General features: G+C 67.6%; 14 protein-coding genes. 5 read left to right on the top strand and 9 right to left on the bottom strand.

The window, feature by feature from the left end; all coding sequences use genetic code 11:
• Positions 1-6 precede the first annotated feature (6 nt).
• The gene (locus tag GBRO_RS18470; protein WP_012835406.1) at positions 7-13,569 is read right to left on the bottom strand and encodes a non-ribosomal peptide synthetase; all 13,563 of its coding nucleotides are present in this window, start codon (positions 13,567-13,569) and stop codon (positions 7-9) included.
• Positions 13,570-13,842: 273 nt separating this feature from the next.
• A complete protein-coding gene (locus GBRO_RS18465; RefSeq protein ID WP_012835405.1) occupies positions 13,843-14,451 on the bottom strand; it encodes a hypothetical protein in 609 nt (202 codons plus the stop codon).
• Positions 14,452-14,814: 363 nt separating this feature from the next.
• Here GBRO_RS18465 and rplN point away from each other — a divergent pair, with 363 nt between their 5' ends.
• The 4 genes from rplN to GBRO_RS18445 are packed head-to-tail and all read left to right on the top strand — an operon-like array spanning position 14,815 to position 16,269.
• Positions 14,815-15,183 (top strand): 50S ribosomal protein L14, encoded by a 369-nt coding sequence (gene rplN, locus GBRO_RS18460; RefSeq protein WP_012835404.1) that lies wholly within the window; start codon positions 14,815-14,817, stop codon positions 15,181-15,183.
• A gap of 1 nt (position 15,184) precedes the next feature.
• Positions 15,185-15,502 (top strand): 50S ribosomal protein L24, encoded by a 318-nt coding sequence (rplX, locus tag GBRO_RS18455; RefSeq protein ID WP_012835403.1) that lies wholly within the window; start codon positions 15,185-15,187, stop codon positions 15,500-15,502.
• Between the two features lies 1 nt (position 15,503).
• On the top strand, positions 15,504-16,082 hold the full coding sequence (rplE, locus tag GBRO_RS18450; RefSeq protein WP_012835402.1) for a 50S ribosomal protein L5: 579 nt from the start codon (positions 15,504-15,506) through the stop codon (positions 16,080-16,082).
• A gap of 1 nt (position 16,083) precedes the next feature.
• Positions 16,084-16,269, top strand: coding sequence for a type Z 30S ribosomal protein S14 (locus tag GBRO_RS18445; RefSeq protein WP_012835401.1), 186 nt, complete (start codon positions 16,084-16,086; stop codon positions 16,267-16,269).
• 93 nt (positions 16,270-16,362) lie between these two features.
• Here GBRO_RS18445 and GBRO_RS18440 read toward each other — a convergent pair whose 3' ends face one another.
• The 5 genes from GBRO_RS18440 to GBRO_RS18420 form a co-directional block, all read right to left on the bottom strand.
• Positions 16,363-17,301 (bottom strand): hypothetical protein, encoded by a 939-nt coding sequence (locus GBRO_RS18440; RefSeq protein WP_012835400.1) that lies wholly within the window; start codon positions 17,299-17,301, stop codon positions 16,363-16,365.
• Between the two features lie 135 nt (positions 17,302-17,436).
• Positions 17,437-18,786 carry an AIM24 family protein gene (locus GBRO_RS18435; RefSeq protein ID WP_012835399.1) on the bottom strand — a complete coding sequence of 450 codons (1,350 nt, stop codon included), beginning with the start codon at positions 18,784-18,786 and terminating at the stop codon, positions 17,437-17,439.
• Between the two features lie 150 nt (positions 18,787-18,936).
• Positions 18,937-20,982, bottom strand: coding sequence for a M13-type metalloendopeptidase (locus GBRO_RS18430; RefSeq protein WP_012835398.1), 2,046 nt, complete (start codon positions 20,980-20,982; stop codon positions 18,937-18,939).
• Between the two features lie 142 nt (positions 20,983-21,124).
• Entirely contained in the window at positions 21,125-21,727 is a 603-nt protein-coding gene (locus GBRO_RS18425; RefSeq protein WP_012835397.1) for a DUF4262 domain-containing protein, read from the bottom strand.
• Positions 21,728-21,823: 96 nt separating this feature from the next.
• Complete coding sequence (locus GBRO_RS18420; protein ID WP_012835396.1) at positions 21,824-22,429, bottom strand: DUF4262 domain-containing protein; 606 nt, start codon at positions 22,427-22,429, stop codon at positions 21,824-21,826.
• A gap of 162 nt (positions 22,430-22,591) precedes the next feature.
• On the opposite strand from GBRO_RS18420, the gene GBRO_RS26395 reads away from it, so the two are divergent.
• A complete protein-coding gene (locus GBRO_RS26395; RefSeq protein WP_012835395.1) occupies positions 22,592-22,732 on the top strand; it encodes a hypothetical protein in 141 nt (46 codons plus the stop codon).
• A 284-nt stretch (positions 22,733-23,016) separates the two neighbouring features.
• Here GBRO_RS26395 and GBRO_RS18415 read toward each other — a convergent pair whose 3' ends face one another.
• Both GBRO_RS18415 and narI read right to left on the bottom strand, forming a co-directional pair.
• On the bottom strand, positions 23,017-24,237 hold the full coding sequence (locus tag GBRO_RS18415; RefSeq protein WP_012835394.1) for a nitrate/nitrite transporter: 1,221 nt from the start codon (positions 24,235-24,237) through the stop codon (positions 23,017-23,019).
• The gene (gene narI, locus GBRO_RS18410; protein ID WP_012835393.1) at positions 24,234-24,980 is read right to left on the bottom strand and encodes a respiratory nitrate reductase subunit gamma; all 747 of its coding nucleotides are present in this window, start codon (positions 24,978-24,980) and stop codon (positions 24,234-24,236) included. Before narI ends, GBRO_RS18415 begins: the two co-directional genes overlap by 4 nt.
• Between the last annotated feature and the right edge of the window lie 4 nt (positions 24,981-24,984).

Here is a 24,984-nt window from a genome sequence, read left to right as displayed (position 1 = left end):
GGGTGGTCAGCGGATGCTGTGGATGAAGCCGGTCACGTTCTCCGGCAACAGCATCCGCGCATGGGTGCAATCGACCTCGACCCGGGTGAGCCGACCGGCGACGGCGGTGCGCCAGTCGTCGGCGGCCGGTGCTCCGGCCGGGGGATCGACGGTGGCGGACACAAAGGTCGCGTCGCCGTCGTAGGTGCGCGGACGCCAGTCGGCGGCCAGGGCGGTGGCTGCCCGGAAGGTGCGGTGCACCGCACCGAAGGCCTCCTCGGTGACCCCGCCCAGAATGCCACCGTCCTCGGCGATGGCCTGCCACACCTCGTGCAGAGTCGGTTCGGCGTCCGATTCGGCCGGTGCCAGCCCGAATTCGCTCATCAGCTCGACCATCGACGGTTCGGCGTCGAAGCCGGGACGATCGGCGATGACGAAGGAGTCGAGCAGGATGAGGTCACCGACCTGCTCGCCGGCCTCGGCCAGCTGGACTGCCATCTCCTGCGCGATGAGGCCGCCGAGGGACCAGCCGAGCAGGTGATAAGGCCCGTCCGGGGAGATCTCGCGGATGCGGTCGAGGTAGAAGGCGGCCAGCTCAGCGATGGAGGTGGGGGCGTCGCCTCCCGACAGCATCGGGTTCTGCAATCCGTACACGCCCCGGTCGGCCGGCAGATGCGGCAGCAGCGAGGTGAAGCTCCAAGACAACCCGATCGCCGGGTGAACAACGAACAGCGGGGCGCGGCCGCCGGGCGTATGACGTCGCAGCGTCAGTACCGGACCGAGCGCATCGGACTGCTCGGTGGCGTCTTCGGCCAGCAACGCGGCCAGCTCGGCGGGACTCGGTGCGGTGAACAGGATCTGGGCTCGGATGTCACAGCCCAGGGTCTCGTTCAGTCGCGTCGTCGCCGAGGTGGCCATCAGCGAGTTGCCGCCGAGGTCGAAGAACCCGTCGTCGGCGCCGATGGTGCCGGCATCCACACCGAGCACCTCGGCGAACACCTGGGCAACCGCCGTCTCGGTACCCGGGGCCGGTGGGCGACCCCCGGGATCGGCGGACGGTGCCGGGAGTGCGGCACGATCCAGTTTCCCGACCGGCGTCAGCGGGATCTCGTCGAGCACGGTGACCGATGACGGCACCATGTGCCGCGGCAGCGACCGGGACAAGTGACGGCGCAACGCAGCCGGTTCCGGTGTTGACGAATCCGTTTGTGCGGCAGTGACATAGCTACGCAACGTGGCGGCGGAACCGGAGTCGTCGACGACGGTGACCGCGAAGTCCACCGACGGATGGGCGGCGAGGGCGTCGTCGATCTCACCCAATTCGATTCGGAAGCCCCGCATCTGCACCTGGGTGTCGCTGCGTCCGACGTAGACGATACGGCCGTCGTCGGTCCACCGCACCAGGTCGCCGGTGCGATACATCCGGCTGCCGGCGTGGTGCGGCCCGGTGACCATCGGGGCGGGTAGGAACCGCACCGACGTCAGGCCCGGCCGGCGGTGATAGCCGCGGGTCACCTGGGCGCCGATGAGGTAGAGCTCGCCGACGACCCCCGCCGGTACCGGATGCAGGCGCTCGTCGAGGACGATGGCACCCACTCCGTTGTTGGGGGTACCGATGGTGAGTTCGGTTCGCGCCGTGAGTGGTTGGCTTCCGGTCGTGATGATGGTGGTCTCGGTGGGGCCGTAGACGTTGACCAGCGTGCGTCCCGGCGCCCAGCGTCGCACCAGCTCGGGACCGTAGTCCTCGCCGCCGACGGCCAGCGCCCGTAGCGATGGCACCCGCGCCGGATCCATACTTGCGACGGCCGCCGGGGTGATGAACGCATGCGTCACGCCGTGGCGGTCGATGAAGTCGGACAGCGCCGTGCCGCCGTAGACATCGGTCGGCGCGATCACCAGCGTGGCCGAACCGCATGCCGCCAGCAGGAACTCCAGCACCGAGGCATCGAAGCTCGGTGACGCGAAATGCAATACGCGCGAGGTGGTTCCCGGTGTGAGCCGCTCGCGCAGCTCGTCGTGTACGGCACGCAGACCGGCATGCGGCACGAGCACACCCTTGGGGGTGCCGGTGGAGCCGGAGGTGTAGATCACGTAGGCGAGCTGGTCGGTATGCACGGTGGCCGGCCGTTCGGCGTCGGTGATCAGCGCGGGTGAGGAGTGGCCGATGCGGGTGCGCACCGCCCGGTCGTCGATCACCAGCATCGGCAACCCGGTGGGCAGGCGTTCCGCGTCGGCGGTGGTGGTCACCACCAGGCGGGCGCTGCTGTCGGAGAGCATGTGTGCGATGCGGTCGGCCGGATAGGTGGGGTCGACGGGCACATAGGCCGCCCCCGACTTCACGATCGCCCAGATCGCCACCAGCGCTTCGATGGAACGTCCGATCGCCATGGCGACCACCGGCTCGGGCGCCCCGGCATCGCGTTCGGCGACCCCGCGGCCGAGTAGTACCCGGGCCAGCCGATTGGATCGTGCGTCGAGTTCGGCGTAGGTGATCGACCCGGTGTCGGTGATCGCGGCCACGCCGTCGGGGTTGCGGCGCACCGCCGCGTCGAGCAACGCGCCGAGGGTCATCGGGCTGCCGGGTTCGGGTCCGGTGGCCGGCGCGAGCGCGGCGACCTCGAGCGGGTCGGTGATGCGGACGTCGCCGACCGCACTGCCCGGATCGCGCAGCATCGCCCGCACCACCCGCAACAGGCGGGTGATCAGCAGTTCGGCGTCCTCGTGGCGGTAGCGATCGGTGTCGTAGGTCAGACTCACGGCCGGCTTCGCGGCTTCGTCATGGATACCGGTGACGGTGAACTGAAGGTCGAACTTGGCTGTCGTGGAATCGATCTCCGCCGCCGAGAGCCAAAGGTCGTCGTCCATGGGGATGGAGTTGCCGTCGATGCCGGAGGCATGGTCGTGGACGGAGAGCGCGATCTGGAACAACGGATGCCGACCGGACTCGCGCTCGGGATTGAGAGCGGTGACCACGTCGTCGAACGGTGTCGCACGATGGTCGAGGGCGGCGAGATCGGCATCCCGGGTCGCGGCCAGCAGGTCTGCGACCGCCTGTGTCGGAGCCACCGCGGTCCGCAGCGCGAGCGTGTTGACGAACATGCCGATCACGCCGTCGTACTCGCGTGGCGAGCCCGTGGGGGCCGCGCGATTGGCCACCGGTGTCCCGATCACCACGTCGCGGCCGGAGCCGATCCGGTGCAGCAGCACCGCGAGGGCGGTGTGCAGCACCGAGAACGGTGTCGTCGAGTGTGTCCGCGCGAGATGATGCAGTCCCGCACGCAGATCGGCGTCGATCCGCATGCTGACCGATCCGGCGGTACCGGCGCCGGTGGCGGTGGCCGACCCGTGCCGGGGGGCGACGGTTGTCTCCGCGGGCGCATCGGCCAACAGGTCGGTCCAGAATTCCAGATCTTCCGGTGCCGCAGTGTCATCGGCCATGTCCAGCGCGTAGTCGCGGTAGTCGACGTCGGCCGCGGACCAGTCCTCGGAGCGACCGGCGCGCCGTGAACGGTACGCCTCGATCAGATCGCCGACGAGAATCGGCAACGACGCACCGTCGGCCGCGATGTGATGGACGACGAGCAGGAGCAGATGCTCGTCGGCGACACCTCGATCTGAGATGTCGCGCCACAGCGACGCCCGCAGGCCGGCGTCGGCGGCGAGATCGAAGGGACGGGCCACCGTGCGGGCCATGGCGGCACGAGGGTCATAGGTCTCGCGCACCGACAGATCACCGATCACTGCCGCCGGGTCGTCGAGGACGCGAGCGAACGGAGTGCCATCCCGCATCGGATAGACGGTGCGCAGGGAGGTGTGCCTCGCGACGAGGTCCCTCAGGGCGGCACGTAACGCGTCATGGTCGAGCCGTCCGTGCAGGCGCAGCGCGAAGGGCATCGCGTACTCGGTGGAATCCGGTGCGGCCGCGGCCATCGACCACAGGCGTCGTTGCACCGGTGCCAGCGGCACCTCGTCGGGACGTTCCCGACGCACGACGACCGGCCGGGCCGTCGCATCCGGGTCGATGTCGGCGGGCAGCGAGACCAACTCGGCGAGGGCTTGCGCGGTGGGATGCTCGAACAGATCGCGCACCCGGATTCGGTCGCCGGTGTGGTGACGGTTGAGCCGGCTCACCACTGTGGTGGCCTGCAACGAGGTGCCGCCGAGCTCGAAGAAGTCGTCGTCGGCGCCGATGGCGTCGCCGGTGATGCCGAGGACATCGGCGAGGAGGGCGATCAGGACGGCTTCGGTCCGCGACCGCGGTGCCCGGCCGACGGTGTGGTCGCGTTGCGGTGCGGGGTCAGGCAGCGCCCGATGATCGAGTTTTCCGTTGCCGGTCAACGGGATCGAATCCAGGATGACGACCGCGGCGGGCACCATGTGCCGGGGCAGCGTGCGCCGGGCGGCGGTGAGAATATGCTCGGCATCGGGACGGGGCCCGCCATCGGGGGTCACGTCATCGAGCGTCACATAGCCGACGAGGGTGGCGTCGGCGCCGCGACCGCGCACGATGGTGGTGGCGAAGTCGACGCCGGGGACCGCGGACAACACGGCCGACACCTCGTCGAGTTCGATCCGGAACCCCCGCACCTTCACCTGGTTGTCGGTGCGCCCCTGATAGATCAGGGCTCCGTCCGTCCTCCGGCGCACGATGTCGCCGGTCCGGTACATCACGCCGCCCGGCGTGCTCGAGACGTGGCTCGTGGGTGTGGCGACGAAGCGGGTTGCGCTGAGCCCGCGTCGATTCAGATAGCCGCGGGCCACGCCGGGGCCGGACAGGTACAGATCGCCGGGAACATGATCCGGGACGGGCTGCAGGTGCCGGTCGAGCACGAGTGCGGTGCACCCCGCGATCGGTGCGCCGATCGTGATGTTGTCACCGGGCTGCAGTGGCTCCGACATCGTGGCGACGATCGTCGTCTCGGTGGGGCCGTAGCAGTTGACGTATCGGCGGCCAGGCGCCCAGCGCGCCACCAGTTCCGGACTCGACGCCTCGCCGCCGACACCGAGGGTCCGCAGGTACGGCAGGTCCCGCGGGGTCGCGGCGGCAAGTGCGGCGGGTGTGATGAAGGCGTGGGTGACCGCCTGTTCGGCCATGAAGTCGACGAGTTCGTCGCCGCCGTAGATGGTCGACGGTGCGATCACCATCGTCGCGCCGGCCGAGAAGGCCAGCAGGAACTCCAGCATCGTGGCATCGAAGGCGGGTGAGGCGAAGTGCAGGGTGCGATCACCCGGCGACACCTCGTAGCGCTTCTGTTGAGCAACCGCGAAGGCAGCCAGTCCACGATGGGAGACGCTGACGCCCTTGGGTTTTCCGGTGGACCCGGAGGTGTAGACCACATAGGCGAGACTATCGGTGTGCCGGGCCAGTGCCGGGTCGCGGTGCCCGGAGTCGTTGTGGCCGACGCTCGAAAGCGATTCGGTGGACAACCACCAGATCCCGCGCGGCACCCGGTCGAAGCGGTCGCTCGACGTGATGCCCAGCAGCGCACCGGAATCGGCGATCATGTGTTCGACACGGTCGGCGGGATAGCGGGTGTCGATGGGTACCGCAGCGGCCCCGGCCTTCGTGATGGCCCACACCGCGACGATCGATTCGATCGAACGGTCCAGCGCCACCGCGACGGCGTCGTCGGTACCGATACCGAGGGCGTGCAGCCGCGACGCCCACTCGTCGGCCACTGCGTCGAGTTCCGCGTAGGTCATGGTGGCGGTGCCGTCGTCCACGGCGATGGTGTCGGGATGGGCGCGGACGGTGCCTTCCAGGATGTCGGCGAGGTGTGCCGGTGGGGTAAAGGCGACCGGCCCGGTGTTCGTGTCGGCGGCGAGGACGGGCAGCTGGTCGATGGGTGTGTCGGGATCGTCGACGATCGAGTTCGCCAACCGCACAAAGGTATCGGCGAGCCCGCTGATGCGCGTGTGCGAGAAGACGTCGGTGGCGTAGGTGAATCGGGCGACGTCTCCGCGTATCCGCAGTTCCAGGTCGAAGCGGGCTGCGCCCGTGTCGATCTCCTGAGTTCGCACGTCGAGTCCGTCGATCGCGATATCCGGCGCCACCGAGGCGGTGTCGGAGACCGCGGCATCAAAGGCCAGAGCGATCTGGAAGACCGGATGGCTTTGCGTCCGCGGGGGATTGAGCATCGCAACGATCTCGGCGAAGGGCATGTCGGCCTGCGACAGCGCCTCGAGGTCGCGGTGGCGGACCTCGTCGAGGAGGGCGGAGAACCCGGCACCCCCGTCGACCGGGGTGCGTAGTACCACCGAGTTGACGAACATGCCGACGAGGTCGGACAGCCGCGGATCGTTACGGCCGGCAACCGGTGTGCCGATGACGATGTCGGAGGCCTCGCCGGCGAGGTGGACGTCGGCGTCGCCGTGCAGGCGGTGCAGCAGCGCGGCGAATACCGCATGCACGGTCATGAATTCGGTGGCCTTGCCGTCGGCGAGGGCGAGCAGCCGGCGACGTAGGTCGGCGTCGAAGTCCACCTCCACCACGCCGGCGGCGCGGTTGGTGTCCTCGTGCCCGCTCACGTCCGCCACCAGGGTGGGAGTGACGTCGAGGCCCCCGAGCTCTCGACGCCACCACCCGGTGAGATCGGCCATCCGTGACCCGTCGCCGGTGAGACCGAGGTTCTCGGCCTGCCAGCGCAGGTAGTCGCGGTAGCCGACCGGGAGTGCATCCTGGGCCGGTGATCGACCGGCCTTCAGGTCTGCGTAGGCGCCGGCGATGTCTCGCCCCAGTGGCGCCATCGACCATCCGTCGGCGGCAATGTGATGCACGACGATGGTCAGCTTGTGATGTGTTGGGTCACCGTCGATCCGGTGTAGCCGCACACGTAGTGGTACCTCGCAGGTGAGGTCGAACGGAAGGGTCGCCAGCCGGTGCGCCTCCTGCGCCCAGCCGGTGTCGTCGGCGTCGGTAGGGGTGAGGTCGAGACCCACCTCGTCGGCCGACCGGATGCGCATCGTCGGCTGTCCGTCGGCCTCGTCGAAGACGGTGCGCAGCGGCTCATGCCGCGCAATGGCGTGGCGCAGCGCTCCGGTGAGGGCGTCGACGTCGAGTTCGCCACGCAGGTCGAGAGCGAAGGCGATCGCGTAGGCGGCATTGTGCGGGTCGCTGTTCTCGGCCCGGCCGTCGAGCTGGTTGAGGAACCACAGCTGCCGCTGGGCCGGTCCGGGCAACACCTCTGCGTCGGGGTCGTGATACAGGTCGGCGAGCGGTCGGGGATCGTCGGTGCCCTCGGGCCCGACGCCTCCGTCCGCGAGCCGGGCGAGCTGGGCGACGGTGGAATGCTCGAACACCTCACGCACTGTGATCCGTCGGCCGGCGACGTGTTCGAGCGCGCCGACGATCTGGGTGGCCAGCAGCGAGTTGCCGCCGAGATCGAAGAAGTCGTGGTCACGTCCGACGGTCCCGGCATCGAGTCCGAGTCGCTCCGCGATGACCGCGGCGACACGTCGCTCGGTGTCGGAACGCGGTGACACATACGCGATCTCGCCACCGAGGGTGGCAAGCGAATCCGGTTCGGGAAGCGCACGCAGATCGACCTTGCCGATCGGGGTCTTCGGGATCTCGTCGAGTTCGATGATCGCCGACGGGATCATGTGGCGCGGAAGGCGATCGATGAGCCGGCCGCGGATCTCCTGAGTCGACACACCGGCGCCGACGGTGGTCACGTAGGAGACCAGGTGGGCCTGCGACCCGCTGCCGTGCGTGGTGGTCACCGCCGCGAGTACGGCGTCGTCGTCGGCGAGGGCGGCGTCGATCTCGCCCAGCTCGATGCGGTGCCCCCGGATCTTGGTCTGATGGTCGGCGCGCCCACGGAACTCGAGTTCGTGGTCGGCCGTCCACCGGGCGAGATCGCCGGTGCGGTACATCCGTTCGCCGGGATGGCCGTACGGGTTGGCGATGAAGTGTTTAGAGGTCAACGGCCGCACGCCGTGGTAGCCACGCGCCAGATGGTCACCGGCGATGTAGAGTTCGCCGACGGCGCCCGGCATCACCGGTCGCAGCCGCTCGTCGAGGACCATTGCGGCGATCCCGCGGATGGGGCGGCCGATCGTCAGGGTCGAGTAGTCGGGACTGATCGCCGACGACACGGTGGCGACCACCGTGGTCTCGGTGGGGCCGTAGGCGTTGAACAACGCCGGGCCGGCCGACCATTGGCGTACCACAGCCGGATTGGGGTGTTCGCCGCCGATCACCAGGGCCTGCAGATCCGGCACCTCGTCGGGTGTCATGGTGGTCAGCACCGACGGGGTGAGGAAGGCATGGGTGATGCGACGCGCCCGCATCAGCTCGGCGAGCTCGACACCGCCCACCACACCCGGGGGCACGATGTGCATGGTCGCCGCGGCGGCCACCGCCATCAGGACCTCGAGTATCGACGCGTCGAAACTCGGCGACGCCATGTGCATGGTGTGACTGTCGGGGGTGATGCCGAAGTCGGTCACCTGCTGTGCCGCGAAGTCGGCGATCCCGCGGTGGCCCACCACGACACCCTTGGGGGTGCCGGTGGTTCCGGAGGTGTAGATCAGATATGCCGGATGGTCGACCTCACGGGGCGAATGCAGCTCCGCATCAGTGATGCGGCCACCGGATTTCGCTGCCCGCGTGGCGATCACGTCGGCGTCGTCGAGCCGGATGGTGGACAGCTCGGCACCGGGGTCGGAAGGTCCGTCGGTGATCAGCAGCCGGGCGCCGGAGTCGGTGAGCATATGGGTGATGCGGGTAACCGGGTAGTCGGGGTCGATCGGGACCCATGCCGCGCCGGTGCGCGCGATGGCCCACAGGGTGACCATCCAGTCCACCCCGCGCGGTAGTGCCACGGCGACAAAGGTTTCCGGTCCGGCGCCGTGGTCGATCAGCAACCGGGCCAGCCGGTTGGCGGCCGTGTCGAGTTCACGGTAGGTCAGGACGGTATCGCCATCGCAGATCGCGGCCCGGTGCGGCTCGGAGTCGACCGCGGAGCACAGCAGCCGGGACAGGTGTTCCACCGGACGCCGGCCGGCCCCGACTGCGGGGACCAGGTCGAGACGTTCGTGGAGGTCCAGCATCGGGATGTCACCGACGGCCCGGTGCGGGTCGGCGGTCACCGCGTCGATGGTCCGGCCCAGGCGGGAGGCGAGTCCGCGCACCGTGTCCGGGTCGAACAGTGCAGTGGCGTAGTTGATCTCGAGGCCGATGCCGCTGAGACCACCGCCGTCGGTGTCGCCGCCGGAGATGCTCTCGGCGAAGGTGAACTGCAGATCGAATTTCGTGTGGCCGGTGTCGATCCGGGCGGCGGTCGCGGTGAGCCCGGCGAAGTCGAGCTCGATCGCCGAGTTGTCCTCGAGGGCCACCGACACCTGGAAGAACGGGTGCAGGGTGGCTGAACGTTCCGGATTGAGCCGCTCCACGATCCGGTCGAACGGGACGTCGGCGTGTTCGAAGGCGCCGAGGTCGGTGTCGCGGACCTGCTTCAGCAGCTCGGTGAACCCGGCATCCTTGTCGACGGCGGTGCGCAGCGCCAGGGTGTTGACGAACATGCCGACGAGACCGTCGACGTCGGCATCACCACGGCCCGACACCGGGGTGCCCACCACGATGTCGGAACTCTGGGACATGGTGCGCAGCAACGACGCAACGGCGGCGTGCAGCACCATGAACACGGTGACGTCGTATTCGGCGGCGATCGCGCGCACCGCCTGATGGGTCTGGGCCGACAGCGTGGTGTGCATGGTCGCGCCGGCCGCGTCGGCGGTGCGGGTACGCGGACGGTCCAGGGGCAGTTCGGTTTCCGCCGGCGCGTCGGCGAGGACTTGGCCCCAGTACTGCAGCTCTGCGTCGTCGGGGGAAACTGACTCGGTCGTCGTGTGGGCGTGCCGAGCGGCGCTGACCTGCGAGTACGTGACAGGCAGTGGCGACCAGTCGGGGGTCACGCCGTCGCGTCGGGCGCGGTAGGCGGTGGCGAGGTCGAGCGCGAGCGGGGCCAGGGACCAGCCGTCGGCGGCGATGTGGTGGATGACGATGGTGAGCCGGTGGTCGTCGGGACCCGTGCGGATCAGTCGTGCCCGGATGGGTAGGTCGGTGGCGAGATCGAAAGGTAGCGAGGCGAAGTCGCGATCGCTCTGGTTGCCGTCGGTGTCGCCGACGGGAAGTTCGATATGCACCGCCTGCGGGTCGAGCGGCGCGATGTACGGTGTGCCGTCGCGTTCCTCGACGAGGCTGTGCAGCGGCTCGTGGCGGAGTACGACATCGGCGAGCGCATTTCGCAGGGCATCGGTGTCGAGCCCGCCGACCAGGCGGACGGTGAACGGGATGTTGTAGGTGGCCGCTGCGCCGGGGTCGAGCCGGGCCGACAGCCACAGCCGATGCTGTGCCGGCGACAGCCGCACCGGACCGGTGCTCGCCGGGAGTGCCGCGGTGCCGGTGGCGGGGGTCCCGGGACCGGCGTCGACACCCATCGTCCGCAGGCCGGCCGCCAGCCCGGTGAGGTCGGCGCTGTCGAAGACGGCACGAATCCCCACCTTGTGCCCGGTGGCACGCGACAGACGCGCCGCGACGCGGGTGGCCGACAGCGAATTGCCACCGGATTCGAAGAAGTTGGCGGACATGGAGATCTGCGGGATTCCCAGCACCGCGGTGACGGTGTCGGCGACGAGACGTTCGAGGGCGTCGGCCGGCGCCACCATGGTCGCGGTGTCGGGTCGCGGCGGGGCAGGCAGCGCGCGTCGATCGAGCTTGCCGTTGCTGGTGGTGGGTAGCTCGTCGAGCACGGTCACGACGGTCGGAACCATGTGGTCGGGCAGCTGGTCGGCGAGCTCGGACCGCAGATCACGCTCGTCGAGCGATGCGCCGGCGACATAGCCGACGACGGCATTCGAATCGGAGACGACGTCATCGCGGAGTACGACGCCGGCCGCGCGCACGCCGGGCAGCCGGCTGAGTGCGGCCTCGATCTCGCCGAGTTCCACCCGCTGGCCGCGGATCTTCACCTGGGAGTCGGTGCGCCCCAGGTACTCCAGTTCGCCGTCGGCACGCCTGCGCACGAGATCGCCGGTGCGGTAGAGACGTTCGCCGGAACCGGCGGGATCGGCGACGAACCGGGCCGCGGTCAGATCGGGGCGTGACCGGTAGCCGCGGGCGAGCTGAATTCCGCCGAGATACAGTTCTCCGACGGCACCGTCGGGCTGTGGTGTCAGCCGGTGGTCGAGGACGCGCACACTGGTGTTCCACACCGGCCGCCCGATCGGCACGACGGCCCCGGCCGCCGAGCAGTGATCGTGATAGGTGACGTCGATGGCCGCCTCGGTGGGGCCGTACAGGTTGTGCACGGGAGCGCTTGTCAGCAGCGCGGTTGCGCCGACGGTCGCCGGGGTCAAAGCCTCACCGCTGGTGAAGATCTGCCGAAGCGAGGACAGCGGAGCCGCAGTTGTGTCCGAGTCTGTCGAGTGCGCGTCGATGGCATCCGATGTCAGTGCGGCGGCGAAGGCGGTGAGCATGGACGGGACGAAATGTGTGGTGGTGACGCCGAACCGGTCGATGACGTCACGCAGATACCACGGATCGCGATGGCCGTCGGGGGTGGGGACCACGAGTCCGGCGCCGGTCACGAAGGGCCAGAAGAACTCCCACACCGACACGTCGAAGGTGGCCGGTGTCTTCTGCAGGACCCGATCGGCGGTGGTGAGCCGATAGCGCGCCTGCATCCAGCGCAGGCGGTTCACGATGGCGCGGTGCGTGATCACCACACCCTTGGGCTTGCCGGTGGAGCCCGACGTGAACAGGACGTAGGCCGCGTGGTCGGGGTGTGGGGCGTGCGGGATGACGGTCGCCGACTCGTCGAGGAGACCGGCCAGTGTCACGGTGCCGTGCGATGGCTCGTCGGCGATGATCAGTGACGGTTGGGCGGTGCCGAGGATGTGACCCAGTCGTTCGGCCGGTTCGGCCGGATCGAGGGGCAGGAACGCCGCGCCCGCCCGGATCACCGCGTGCAGGGCGATCACCTGATCGGTGCTGCGCGCCAGCTGAACTCCCACAACGCTTTCCGGTCCGATACCGCGCGCGGCGAGTGCTGCGGCCGCGGTGTCGGCCCGGGCTGCGAGGTCGGCATGGGTGAGCTTCGCGGTGCTTCCGGCGTCGATGATGGCGGTCTCGTCGGCGAAGGCCCACGCGGCCTCGTCGAGCATGTCGACGAGCGTGACCTCGCCGGTCGCGACGACGGTACCTGCGCTCCTCGCAGGTAGCGCAGCGGTCTCGTCGGCCGTCAGCAATTCCAGATCCACCACCGGCCGCTGGGGGTCGGCCTGGACGAAGCGGGTGAGGAAGTCGATGATGCGTTCGTGATGGGTGTCGATCTCCCACGGCGCGTACACATTGGGGTTGGCCTCGAGATCGAGCCGCATACCGCCGGTGAACCCGTCATAGACGTTGATCGACGCGTCCTCGACCGGTCCGGTGGACAGGACGTTGAGTTCGCCACGCAGCGAACCGAAGTCGATGTGTTCGAAGAACAACATCACGTTGACCATCGGCCCGAAGAAGCCGCGTCGGCCGCCGGGGGAGTCCAGGATCTCGGCGGTGATGTCCTCGTGGCGGTACTTCTGGTGGCGGACAGCCTGTTTGATCTCGGCGTTGGTGTCACACATCAGTTGCGCGACGCTCGTTGTGGACTCGTCGATGCGCACGCGGATCGGCACCACATTGGAGGTGAGGCCCGCCGAGGTGCGCAGGATGTCACGATCGCGTGCCGCCACCGGCAGGCTCAGCATCGACTCACAGCGATCGTTGAGGCGGGCGAGATAGGCGGCGACGGCGGCCGTGATGACCGACGCCGGGCGGATACCGTGTTCGGCTGCGATGTCGCGGATGCTCTGTACCAGAGCATCATCGAGGTCAGCGGAGCGGACTGTGGTGATCGGGGCGGCGGGCTCGGCGCGCGTTGACAGTGAGGTGTTCTCGGGCGTTCCGTCGTCGGTGAGGCGGCGCATCCAGTAGTCGTGGTCGTCGGTGAAGTGGTCCGACGAACGGTACCGGTGGTCGAGATCTGCGATCTCGCTCATCGTCGCCGTGTGCGCTTCGCCGGCGTCGGTGCCCGCACTGATCGCGGTGTAGTGCGCGGCGACGCGCACCATCATGTACATCGCGGCATAGCCGTCGAACGCCAGATGGTGGCCCCAGCAGTACCAGATGACATGTCGCGGTCCCAGACGCAGCAGGTACGTCTCGAGCAGCGGATCGTCAAACAAGTCGGTGGCCTTGGAGCGATGGTGATCCATCCACGCAACCGCCGCCGATCGCGGGTCGTCGGCGTCGGAGAAGTCGCGCAAACCCAACTCGATCGCGCGGTCGTGGTCGACGATCACACGGGGTTCGTCGTCGCCGTCGGCGACCAGACGTAAGAGTCCCGACTCGGTCTCGGTGCTGGTCGCGAGAACGGCACGACGCATGGTGTCTGCATCGACGTCGTCACGGAACTCCGCGTAGGCCACCACGGACATGGGCACATCGGGGTCGATCTGTTGCGCGTAGTAGATGCCCCGCTGGGCGGCGGTCAGTGGGATCGACCGGTCGGTGTCCTGGAGTTGGTCAAGAGTGCTATCGGCAGTCACGCGAGCCTCCTTGCGTCGAATGCCTTCAGGCGATGGCTTCACCCGGCGGACGTCTGTGAGTGCTTCGCGTGAGCGATGGGGGCGGATGGGTGCGGATGTGGATCAGTTGTCCAGATCCGGGTTGACCAGCAGAGATGTGGCCGGATTTCTTGTGGAGGCGATTCCGGCCAGGCAACACCGCAACGCCGCGCAGTGCGCATGGCGCTGTTTCCCGCGTCGCGGGCGAGGATCAGGAGAGGGGAGCCGAACTCAGCGGATCAGCACCCGCGGGGATCAGCGCGGCAGGATGCCTTCCAGCGATCCGGTGGACGATCCCCAGTCCAGGGAGCCGTTTCCGCTGCTCTTCTTGCAGCCGGTGACCACCAGTTTCACGGGAGTGGGAAGCCGGTCGGCGGTGACGGGTCCGGTCTTGACGCGGTGATAGATGGTCTGGGTGTGGTTCCGCGCCGGCTTGGGTGGTGCCGGGTTGGTGACCGTCTTGAGGTTGATCGTGCCGGTCGTGACATAGCCCTCGGGCTGAGCGTTGGACTTGTAGGTATTGCCGGGGAACACCGGGATGCCCTCGGCTACGCCGGAGTGCAGCGAAGGGCTACCGACCCACCGGGCGACCGGCCACGGTACGCCGCTCACATACCGCCACGGTGCGGTGACGGGCAGGCTGGTGTCATTGGCGCCGGCGTTGATCCACGCTTCGTTTGCTTCTTGCGCGAACCACCAGTCGGGCTGGTAACACGTCGAGTTTGTGTGATTGGTGAGGGTGAAGGTGGCCGTGCAGTTCTTGTTGTCGACGGCGGTGAGGCTGATTCCGCTTCCGGCGGCGTGTGCGGTGCCGGCCCCGGCGAGCCCGGCCACCGTGAACCCAGCGCACAAAGTTCCCACCATCAGTGCGTGTGTGAGTGAACGCCCCTCATGTCAAAAACCGCCCTTCGTCGGGCGGCGGCGGCGGTCACGCGTCTCGTGCCATCACGACGGCCGCCCCTATCCGTAACGGTAAAGAATCCGATGGTGGCGCACGCACCAATCGGGGATATCGGTCATACCCGTCGATTTGGCTCCCACCTGCGGCTTCACCTACACTGGACCAGTTGCCTGCGGCACTGCGGTGTCGCGAATCGGCTCACGAACCCACTGGGGAGGACCGCGCAAGCGGAAAAGCCCAGGCAGGCGTGTGTCCGATGGTGACGGACCGTGTGCGTCGGGTCGGAAATCCGGCGGACAGAAATACCAGGTCAAGGAGACCAACGAGTGATTCAGCAGGAATCTCGCCTGCGGGTCGCCGACAACACCGGAGCCAAGGAAATCTTGTGCATCCGCGTGCTCGGCGGTTCCTCGCGGCGCTACGCCGGCATTGGTGACACCATCGTCGCCACTGTCAAGGACGCCATCCCCGGCGGCAACGTCAAAAAGGGTGAGGTCGTCAAGGCCGTCATCGTGCGCACCACCAAGGAGCGCCGTCGTCCGGACGGAAGCTACATCCGTTTCGACGAGAACGCCGCCGTCATCCTCAAGGGTGAGAGCGACCCCCGCGGTACCCGCATCTTCGGCCCGGTCGGCCGTGAGCTGCGTGAGAAGAAGTTCATGAAGATCGTGTCGCTGGCACCGGAGGTGATCTGACATGAAGGTGCACAAGGGTGACACCGTGATCGTCATCTCGGGCAAGGACAAGGGCGCCAAGGGCAAGGTCATCCAGGCCTTCCCCAAGGAGCAGCGGGTTCTCGTCGAGGGCGTCAACCGAATCAAGAAGCACACCGCCGCGTCGGCGAACGAGCGCGGTGCCTCCTCGGGCGGCATCGTGACCCAGGAGGCCCCCATCCACGTGTCCAACGTGATGGTCGTGGACTCCGACGGCAACCCGACCCGCGTCGGCTACCGCGTCGACGACGAGTCCGGCAAGAAGGTCCGGATCTCGCGCAAGAGCGGGAAGGACATCTGACATGACCACCACTGAAAAGGTTCAGCCGCGCCTGAAGACTCGCTACCGCGAGGAGATCAAGGACGCGCTCAACAAAGAGTTCGACTACGCCAACGTGATGCAGATCCCGGGCGTGGTGAAGGTCGTCGTGAACATGGGCGTCGGTGACGCCGCCCGCGACGCCAAGCTGATCAACGGCGCCGTCGAGGACCTCGCCAAGATCACCGGTCAGCGTCCGGAGATCCGCCGGGCCCGCAAGTCCATCGCGCAGTTCAAGCTGCGTGAGGGCATGCCCATCGGTGCCCGCGCCACCCTGCGCGGCGATCGCATGTGGGAGTTCCTGGACCGTCTGGTGTCCATCGCGCTCCCGCGTATCCGCGACTTCCGTGGTCTGTCCGACCGTCAGTTCGACGGCAACGGCAACTACACCTTCGGGCTCAACGAGCAGTCGATGTTCCACGAGATCAACATCGACAACATCGACCGGCCGCGCGGTATGGACATCACCGTCGTCACGTCGGCCACCACGGACGAGGAAGGCCGCGCGCTGCTGCGTGCCCTGGGCTTCCCGTTCAAGGACAACAACGTGAAGGACAACTGATATGGCAAAGAAGGCTCTGGTCAACAAGGCCAACAAGAAGCCCAAGTTCGCCGTGCGCGCCTACACCCGGTGCAACAAGTGCGGTCGCCCGCACTCGGTGTTCCGCAAGTTCGGCCTGTGCCGTGTGTGCCTGCGCGAGATGGCGCATGCCGGCGAGCTGCCGGGCGTGCAGAAGTCGAGCTGGTGAGCTGACTTCCGCAAGAACCACCAACGACGACCCCGTCTCCCGCTGGGAGGCGGGGTCGTTTGCCGTCGATCCGTGCCGCGAGGGTGCACGGATCTACGGCAGACAGGTCGAGCACGGGGTGAACGAGCCGGTCCATCCATGGCTGAGCAAGACTGCGGCCACTTTGCCTGCCGTCACGCACGGGCGTTCACACACCTGCCCCCACCCCAGACGGATGGTTCGCCGTCCTGCCTCCACCAACGCGTCGAGATCACGTTCCATGTCGCGATCTCGTGCGTTCGCGTTGTCGTGCGCCATCCGGCCATCCAGCTCGATCACGACACCGAAGTCGGGATAGTCCAGATCGCGAAGGCCCCGGCGGCCCACGTTGGTCGGGGCCTGCCGCGTCGGGGTCGGCAAAGCATGTGGGCGTTCGACTTTCGTGAGGTAGCGGTGTTCGAGAACCGAACAGGTGCCGTCCCGAATGTCGGCCAGGACGTCAGCGATGAATTTGCGGCGTGCCAGCTTCGGCCGCGTCTCGATCGCCGTCAGCAAGCGCTTGGGAGTGGTGCGACGGGCGCCGACCGCATCTGCGAGGATCGCGATCACACGTGTTTCCGACGACGCGGCCGCAGCCAGTTGCAGCACCGCCTCCTCGGATCGCATCCGCGGCGGACTCGTGTTCCAGAGGACTCGGGAGTCGAGGTGAGAGCCGTAGTGCACGACGACGCCGGTCCGACGTGTCACGAGTCTTGTGCGATCGACGATGATGTGGATCGGCTCGGTATCCGACGCATCGGCGTCCCGGAGCGCCGACGAGTGACTCAGCGCGGCAGGTTCTGCGTCGAGGATTGCGCTCCACGCCCGTTGCTCCCACGTCAGCGGCCCGGTGTGGTTCACATAGATGCCGGGGAAGACCGGTGCCCACCGACGACAGCGCAGGTTGCTGCGGATGAAGGTCGGCCGGAAGTCAGACGCGAGCACCTGCTTTCGGGAGATCACGCCGCATTGGAGTTCCAGAAGGTCGGCCAATCGCGGCTCGTCCGGTTTCATGGTGCGATTGTGTGCGCCGAATCTGGTTGGCCTGCGCGGCCATCCACAGGCTGCGACAATCCTTTTCGCATTTGCCGTAGATCCGTGCATCGACGCGGCACGGATCTACGGCGTTGGATTGGCTCATCACCAACCTCAGCGCCCCAGGATGCCCCCGAGCATTCCGCCCACCCCGGCCTGTGAACCCTCACCCGTGCCGCCGATGAATCCGCCGGGCGGCAGCTCGGAGGGTTGCACGACGACGAAGCCCTGTCCGGCGAACGCGAGTGTCAACCGTTCGCCGGTGCTGCGGCCGATCAGGGTCCCGAAGTTGATCGAGTCGTTCTTCTTGATCGAGGTTCGCAGACTCGACGACCACGCCACCGCCGCGTTGGGGTCGGCGTAGGTGGCGGCGTCGACGTTGAGCACGACCGGCGTCCCGTCGGTGGTGATCGCGATGCGCCCACGGCCGGTGAAGACACAGTTGAACATGCCGGCGTTGCCCAGCGCGCCGGCGCCCTGGACACGGCCTATGTCGTAGCTCAGCGTGGAGTCGAAGGCGAGGACGTTGGCGCCGTTGATGGTGAGGCCGTCGGTGCCGTCGAGGTCGATGAGGTGGACGTCGGAGGCGGCGTTGGCGAGGAAGAGATCGCCACGTCCACTGATCTTCATCAATGGGACGCCTTCGCCCGAAAGTGCTTGGCGCATCATGCGTCCGACGCCACCGGAGCCGAGTGCCTCGAACTTCAGGTCGCCCTGGTAGGCGACCATCGAGCCGGTCCGCGCCATCACGTCCCCGGCCAGCGCGATCCGGCACATCTTGCTGCCCTGCTTCTGAATGCCCTGACCGGAGACCTCGGCGTGGTTGGGTGCGAACAGATCGCTGTGCATGGGTGCTCCCTGGATGGGTGGGTTCGGAGTGGATGGCTGCCGTGTCGGTGGCTGCGGTGTCGGCGGCCACGGCTGCGGGTCGGTCACCGGTGGGCCGGCGCTCGACGGGGTAGGGTCGTCGTCCACGTCGATGCCGAAAGCCGTTGCCAGTCCGGCCAGCCCGGCGTCATAGCCCTGGCCGACGGCACGCACCTTCCAGATGTCGTTGCGACGGTAGATCTCGACGCAGACCACTGCGGCCTCGCTCGTGAGGTCGGTTGGGACAAACGAGATCGCTTCTGGGCCGCCGGCCGGGGCGACGCTGGTCTCGAGCCGGCCCGCGGTGGCGAAGGACACCGGGCCGGAACCGTCGAGGCTGGCCGCGATCGCGACCGTCTCGACGTCGGGAGGCAGTCTTGTGGTGTCGATGGAGATGACGTCGGCAGTTCCCGCGGAGCGATAGGACACACCGGGGCCGGACGGCTGGTTGTAAAAGATGAGGTCGGCGTCGGAGCGGACGCGCCCGTTCGCCGCCAGCAGGACCGCCGACGTGTTCACCGGTGTCGCGGATCGGACCGATACGGCCACGACCTGCGCCGGAAGTGGAGCGTTCTCCCCAGGGGCGAGTTGCCTCATGTGTCCATTGTGCCCGACCGTGGCGGTGCCTTCGGCGAGGGGCGACGATCGTTCCGTATGACGTTTCGTCCGGATTCCGGTCGAAACGTCATACGGAACCGACAGTGAGGTGGCTACTCCGTCGGCGAGCGGCCCGACCCGAACGCAGCGTCAGAGCGTCACACGCTGATCAGGTGCCAGGAACATCTTGTCCGCCTGCGCGACCCGGAAGGTCGCATAGAACTCGGGAAGATTGCGCACCACCTGGTTGCAGCGGAATTCGCCGGGGGAGTGCGGGTCGCTGGCGAGTTGCTGTTCGAGAGTCTGCGTGGTCTGCTTCTCCCGCCAGTTGCGGGCCCACGACTGGAACACCGCGGTGTCGTCGGGAGTCTTGTTGCCGGCCTTGGCCTCGGCGATCCGGTAGGCGGCCAGCGAGATCATCAGGCCGCGCAGGTCGGCCAGGTTCTCGCCGACCGTGTAAGCCCCGTTGACATGCGCGGTGGGTGGAAGTCCTTCTGGCACAAGAACGTTGTACTGCGCGATGAGCTGCTTGGTCTTGGCCTCGAAGGCGGCTTTGTCCTGCGGTGTCCACCAGTCCTGGCGGTTGCCGTCGCCGTTGTACTTCGATCCCTGATCGTCGAAGCCGTGCCCGATCTCGTGGCCGATGGTCGCGCCGATCGCTCCATAGTTCACCGCGGGCACGGCGTTGGTGTCGAAGAACGGTGCCTGCAGGATCGCGGCGGGGAAGTTGATGGAGTTGGAGGGCGCCGAGTAGTAGGCGTTGACGGTCTGCGGAGACATGCCCCATTCGGTCTTGTCGACCGGTTTGCCGAGCTTGTCCATCGCGCGTTTGGCCTCGAAAGCCTCGACGGCGAGCAGGGATTCGACGAGGTGACCGCGGGTGATGGTCAGCCCGGAGTAGTCGATCCAGTTGTCCGGGTAGCCGATCTTGACCGTGATCTTGTCCAGCTTGGCGATCGCGGCCCGGCGCGTCTCCGGCGACATCCAGGACGAGTCGGCGAAGTTGTCGCGGTAGGCCGCCATGAGATTGTCGACGAGTTCTTTGGCCTGATCTTTGGCTTTCGACGGGAAGTACTGGGCGACATACAGTTTGCCCAGTTGCTGGCCGAGGTTGTCGTCGACGAGGTTCACTGCGGACTTCCAGCGCTCGGGGCGTTCGGTGATGCCGCTGGTGGTCTTGACGTACTCGAAGTTGGCGTCCCGCAGGCTCTGCTGCAGGAACCGCGCGTACTTGACCAGCAGGCTGAGCTTCAGCCATTCGCCCAGTGTGCGGATGTCGGTCTCGCGCCAGATGGTCGCGGCTGCGGTCACATACGACGGTTCGTTGACGACGACCGTGGCGAACAGTTCCTTCGGCCGGTCGGTGGTGCCGGCAAGCCATGGCTCCCAGTCGAATCCGGGACCCAGCGCGGTGAGTTGGTTCCACGACATCGGGTTGTAGGTGGCGTCGGCGTCACGTTCGCGCACGTTGTCCCAGAACGCGGGAGCCATGCGCTTCTCCAGTGCGAGCGCGCGGTCGGCGGCGCCGGCGGGCAGTCCGGCTCCATTGGCGAGCTTGCGCAGGAAGGTGTGGTAGGCCGAAAGGTACTGCGCGAAATCGGGTTTGAGGTAGTACTGCGGATCACCCATGTTCAGGCCCGACTGGCTGATGTTGGGCAGGTAGGCGTTGGAATCGTTCCGGTCGATGCCCAGTGAGAGTCCGATCATGCCGCCCAGTGGTAGCGAACCCATGACGCGGGCTATGTCCGGCTTGGTACGTGCGCCGTCGATCTGACTGAACAGGGGTTGTAGCGGGCTGATGCCGAGGCGGTCGAGCGTCGCCTCGTCCAGACGTGCGTCGTAGAGATCGCATATCTGCTGGGCGTCGGTGCCCGGTTCGGGGTCGTGGATGTCGTCGATCACCGTGCGCAACTGCTGCTGGACGCGGTCGGACACCTCGGAGAAGGTGCCGTAATAGCTCTTGTCCGGTGGCAGCTGGAAGGTCCGCAGCCAGGTGCCGTTGACGTTCCGGTACAGATCGTCCTGGGGGCGGATCGTCGGATCGAGACCGGAGAGGTCGGGCCCGGCCAGCGGTTTGGGTGCCGACTCCGACTCGCAACCAGCGAGCGCGACGGCGATCGGAACCGCTCCCGCGGCCAGCAGGAACGATCGGCGACTGAGATGGGCGCGGCGGCCCGACGACGACTTCACTGACATTCCCCCAACTGCTCCGTTGCGATCCCGGTGAGAGTAACCGACGACGCTGTGTGCCGGCTGTGTCCCGCACGGCGGTGTCCGCCGAGCGGTCGACCCCCTGGTCAGAGCAGGGGCCGACCGCTCGGCGCGGCGGCCGGATGAGTCAGGCCCGACGCCGAGCCACCCGACGCCGCTGCGCACGGTTGAGGCCGGCACCGGAGCGGATGATCCGCGGACCGGGCTCGGGCCGGGAATCCGCGTCGTAGACACCCCGGACGAGCTGGTCGGCGGGCGTCAGCAGGTAGCCGTCCTCCCACGGGTAGCTGCCCAGTTCGTCGGGCCAGACCGCCTGTACGACCGGGGCATCCGGGTACACGGCGTTGGTGATCAGCAGGTCGGACTTGTCGACGAGTTCGATCAGCGTGACCGGGACGTTCAGCGAGTCCAGCTCCACCGCGACGCGTCCCCGGACCGCGGCCCGCCAGTCGTGCCGGTGGAAGAGGTGCCCGAGCTCGTTGAGGACGGCGCCGGCGGTCCGGGCATCGAGTCCGTAGATCGCCATCTCCGGGAGCTCGTGCAGGCGGAGTCCCGTGGTGTAGGCGAATGCGCACTCCGGCGGAACGCAGGTCGGCGAGTCGTGTTGGCACTCGTTGCCGACCGCGGTCACCGCCCAGCCGTATCGGCGGATGCGATCGAGGGTCGCACGCACCAGCGGATCGGGATGCCAGCGCGGGAGGCCGCGTAGTGCGAGGTCGTGATCGGGCATATTCGCTCCTTTGTTCGAACCTGGAGCAAGTAGAGCATGGGGGTCCGACAACCTGTCGTGAACACCTGTGCGGCATCGGTGGGTACGACGGCCCGGTCAGTGTCCCTTCATGCGCCGTGCGGTCCGCGGCAGCGCGCGGTCGGGACCCCTCTCGGTGGTTATCACTCGCAGGGTTCGGCGGTAGCCGGCCGTAGGGTCCTCGATCCCCTTGAGTGGCTGATGCAGGGGGAGCAGTGTGTACTCGTCCTGCCAGGGGTAGTGGCCGTTGTCGTCGGGCCAGACGACCTGCAGCGCAGGCGAATCCGCGAAGAGGAGATTCGCCATCAGCATGTCGTCGGTGTCGATGGCCTCGATCAGCCGCACCGGAGCGGCCATGGTGCGAGATGTCACCTCGGTGTGGGAGTGGACCAGGGTGCGCCAGTCGTGCTGGTGCAACAGGCCGGCGAGCTCGTTGAGCAGGGCTCGCGAGGTGTTGGACGGCAATCCGTACACCGCCAGTTCGGGGATGCCGTGCAACGTCAGTCCCGCGGTGTAGGCGAAGGCGCAATCCGGCCGGCTGCAGCCCACCGAGCTGCACGCGCAGACGGTGTCGACAGCGGTGACCTGCCAGCCGTCCCGTCGAATGGTCTCGATCGCCGAGCGGATGTACGGATTGGGATGCCACCGGGGCAGACCTCGGATCGCTGCTGCGTGGTCTGACATGGCTCGCTCCTTTGTTCGAGGGGTGAACTCATGGAATCACGGGGGTCCGACAAGTTCCGGCGCGCAAAAAACCAGTGGCGCCGGCGGGGTGGCCGACGCGATCATCGACCCGAATCGAATCAACCCGCCCGGCGTCGTCGGGCCCGTCCAGTGGAGGTCGTCATGGCCGGCATCATCATCGCGATTGCGATCGGTCTCCTGGTGCTGTGCGCCATCGTGCGGACGGTGCTCGTGGTCATGCACGACGACACCGGGCCGATACCCTATCGGCTCGGTTATGACACGCGAAGACCGGTGCCGTGAGGTTTGGCGTCGGGGTGGTGGTGTTGCGGATACTGTTGGCTCGCTTATGGTTTCGACGCGCGGCGGGCTCGTTCCTCGCCCGTCGCGGCTCAACCAGCGGGTGGGGAGGGTGGTTTCGACGCGCGGCCGACTCGCTGCGCTCGCCGGTCGCGGCTCAACCAGCGGGTGGGGAGGGTGGTTTCGACGCGCGGCCGACTCGCTGCGCTCGCCGGTCGCGGCTCAACCAGCGGGTGGGGTGGGTGGTTTCGACGCGCGGCCGACTCGCTGCGCTCGCCGGTCGCGGCTCAACCAGCGGGTGGAGAGGCGGCCCGGTGTTTGATGCCGAAGAGGGTGAAGAGAAGGGCGAGGACCGCGGTCACGGTGAGCAGGACGAGGCCGATGGTGTAGCTGTGGGTGGCGGCGTCGTAGGTCGCGCCCATCACCAGCGGTGGGAAGAATCCGCCGAGCCCGCCCGCGGCTCCGACGATGCCGGTCACCGCCCCGACGCGGCTCTGGGGTGCCTGCTGCGCGACCCAGCTGAACACCGAGCCCGACCCGAGGCCCATACACACGGCCATCAGCACGAAGTCGACGCCGGCGGGGATCTCCAGGCCTGGTTTGGTCACCATCCAGACGGCGAGCACGGCGGCGCCGGCGCACGAGATGGCGGTGATCAGCCTGGGGCCGAATCGATCCGAGAGTACGCCGCCGATCGGCCGGGCGATGACGGCCGCGATCGCGAATCCGGCGGTGCGCGTGCCCGCGGCCTGCAGGTCGAAGTCGTAGACGTCCTTCAGGTAGGTCGGCAGGTATGTCGAGAAGGCGACGAAGCCACCGAAGGTGGCCGCGTACAGGAAGCCCATCTGCCAGGTGATCGGAAGTTTGGCGGCGGCAACGAGTTTGGGAACCACCGGGTCGTGGTTGGGGTGCCACGCCGGTGAATCGCGCATGAACAGCCAGACGACACCGGCGACGACGACAAGCGCGATCGCGATGATGACATGCGTTGCCGTGTAGCCGAACCAGGAGACGAATCGGGGAGTGAAGAACGACGACGCGGCCGTCCCGCCCATGCCCACCCCGAAGACGCCGGTGGCGAATCCGCGCCGTGACTTGGCATACCAGGCGTTGGCGAACGGGATACCGACCGCGAAGGTGGTTCCACCGATACCGAGGAAGAAACCGATGATCAGCATCATCGGGTAGGAGCCGATGTTGCCGGCCACCGCGAGCAAAAGCACGAACGGTGCCGTCGCCAGCAGGAGTATCGGGAACATCAGGCGCCCGCCGAACCGGTCGGTGAGGGCTCCGGTGAGGATGCGGCCGAGTGACCCGACGACGATCGGGATCGCGACCAGGATCGACTTCTGGCTCGACGACAGGTTCAGGATGTCCGAGTAGCGAACTCCCAACGGGCCGATCAGGTTCCATGCCCAGAAGCTGATCCCGAAGGCGAGGGTGGCCAGAAAGAGGTTGAGGCCCTGGCCGGTGCGCAGGTCCGGTGTCGACGTCGTCTCGGAGGTCATCGTTGCCGGTCCCTGGTCCCGACGGGAGCCCATCCCCGTCGTGTCGGACGGCTACCGTCAGTGGGCACCGCGTCGCGGCTGCGGTAGACGATGTAGGGCCGGAACAGGTAGTGCACCGGCGCGGTGAAGGCGTGGACGAGCCGGGTGAACGGCACCATGGCGAACACGAGCATGCCCACGAGGACGTGGATGTGGAAACGCGCCGGGGCGGCCGACATCGCGTCGATGTCGGGGCGCAGCAAGAAGATCGAGCGGAACCACGGCGACACGGTCTCGCGGTAGTTCACACCCGTCGCACCGGGGACGGTGCCGATCAGCGTGATGTACACGCCGAGAACCAGTGCGGCGGTGAGCACGACGTACATCACCTTGTCGTTGGTGGTGGTGGCCATGAACACCGGGCCCGACGTGCGCCGCCGGTAGATGAGGATGGCCAGACCGCCAAGCGTCAAGACGCCGGCCAGCAGGCCGAAACCGGCAGCAACGATGTGGTAGAGGTGCTCGGAGACCCCGATGGCCTCCGTCCAGGACTCCGGGATCACCAGGCCCATCGCATGCCCGACGATCACCACCAGGATGCCGAAATGGAAAATTGGAGAACCGATTCGGAGCAACCGGGATTCGTAGAGCTCCGACGATCGGGTGGTCCAGCCGAACTTGTCGTAGCGGTAACGCCAGATGGTGCCGCCGATCAGCAGCAGCAATGTGACGTAGGGCAGTACTCCCCACAACAGAACGTCCATGACC

Source organism: Gordonia bronchialis DSM 43247, from assembly GCF_000024785.1.
GTDB classification, from domain to species: domain Bacteria; phylum Actinomycetota; class Actinomycetes; order Mycobacteriales; family Mycobacteriaceae; genus Gordonia; species Gordonia bronchialis.
The sequence above is the reverse complement of the archived record's forward strand: the minus strand, read 5'-3'. Positions and strand labels throughout refer to the sequence as shown.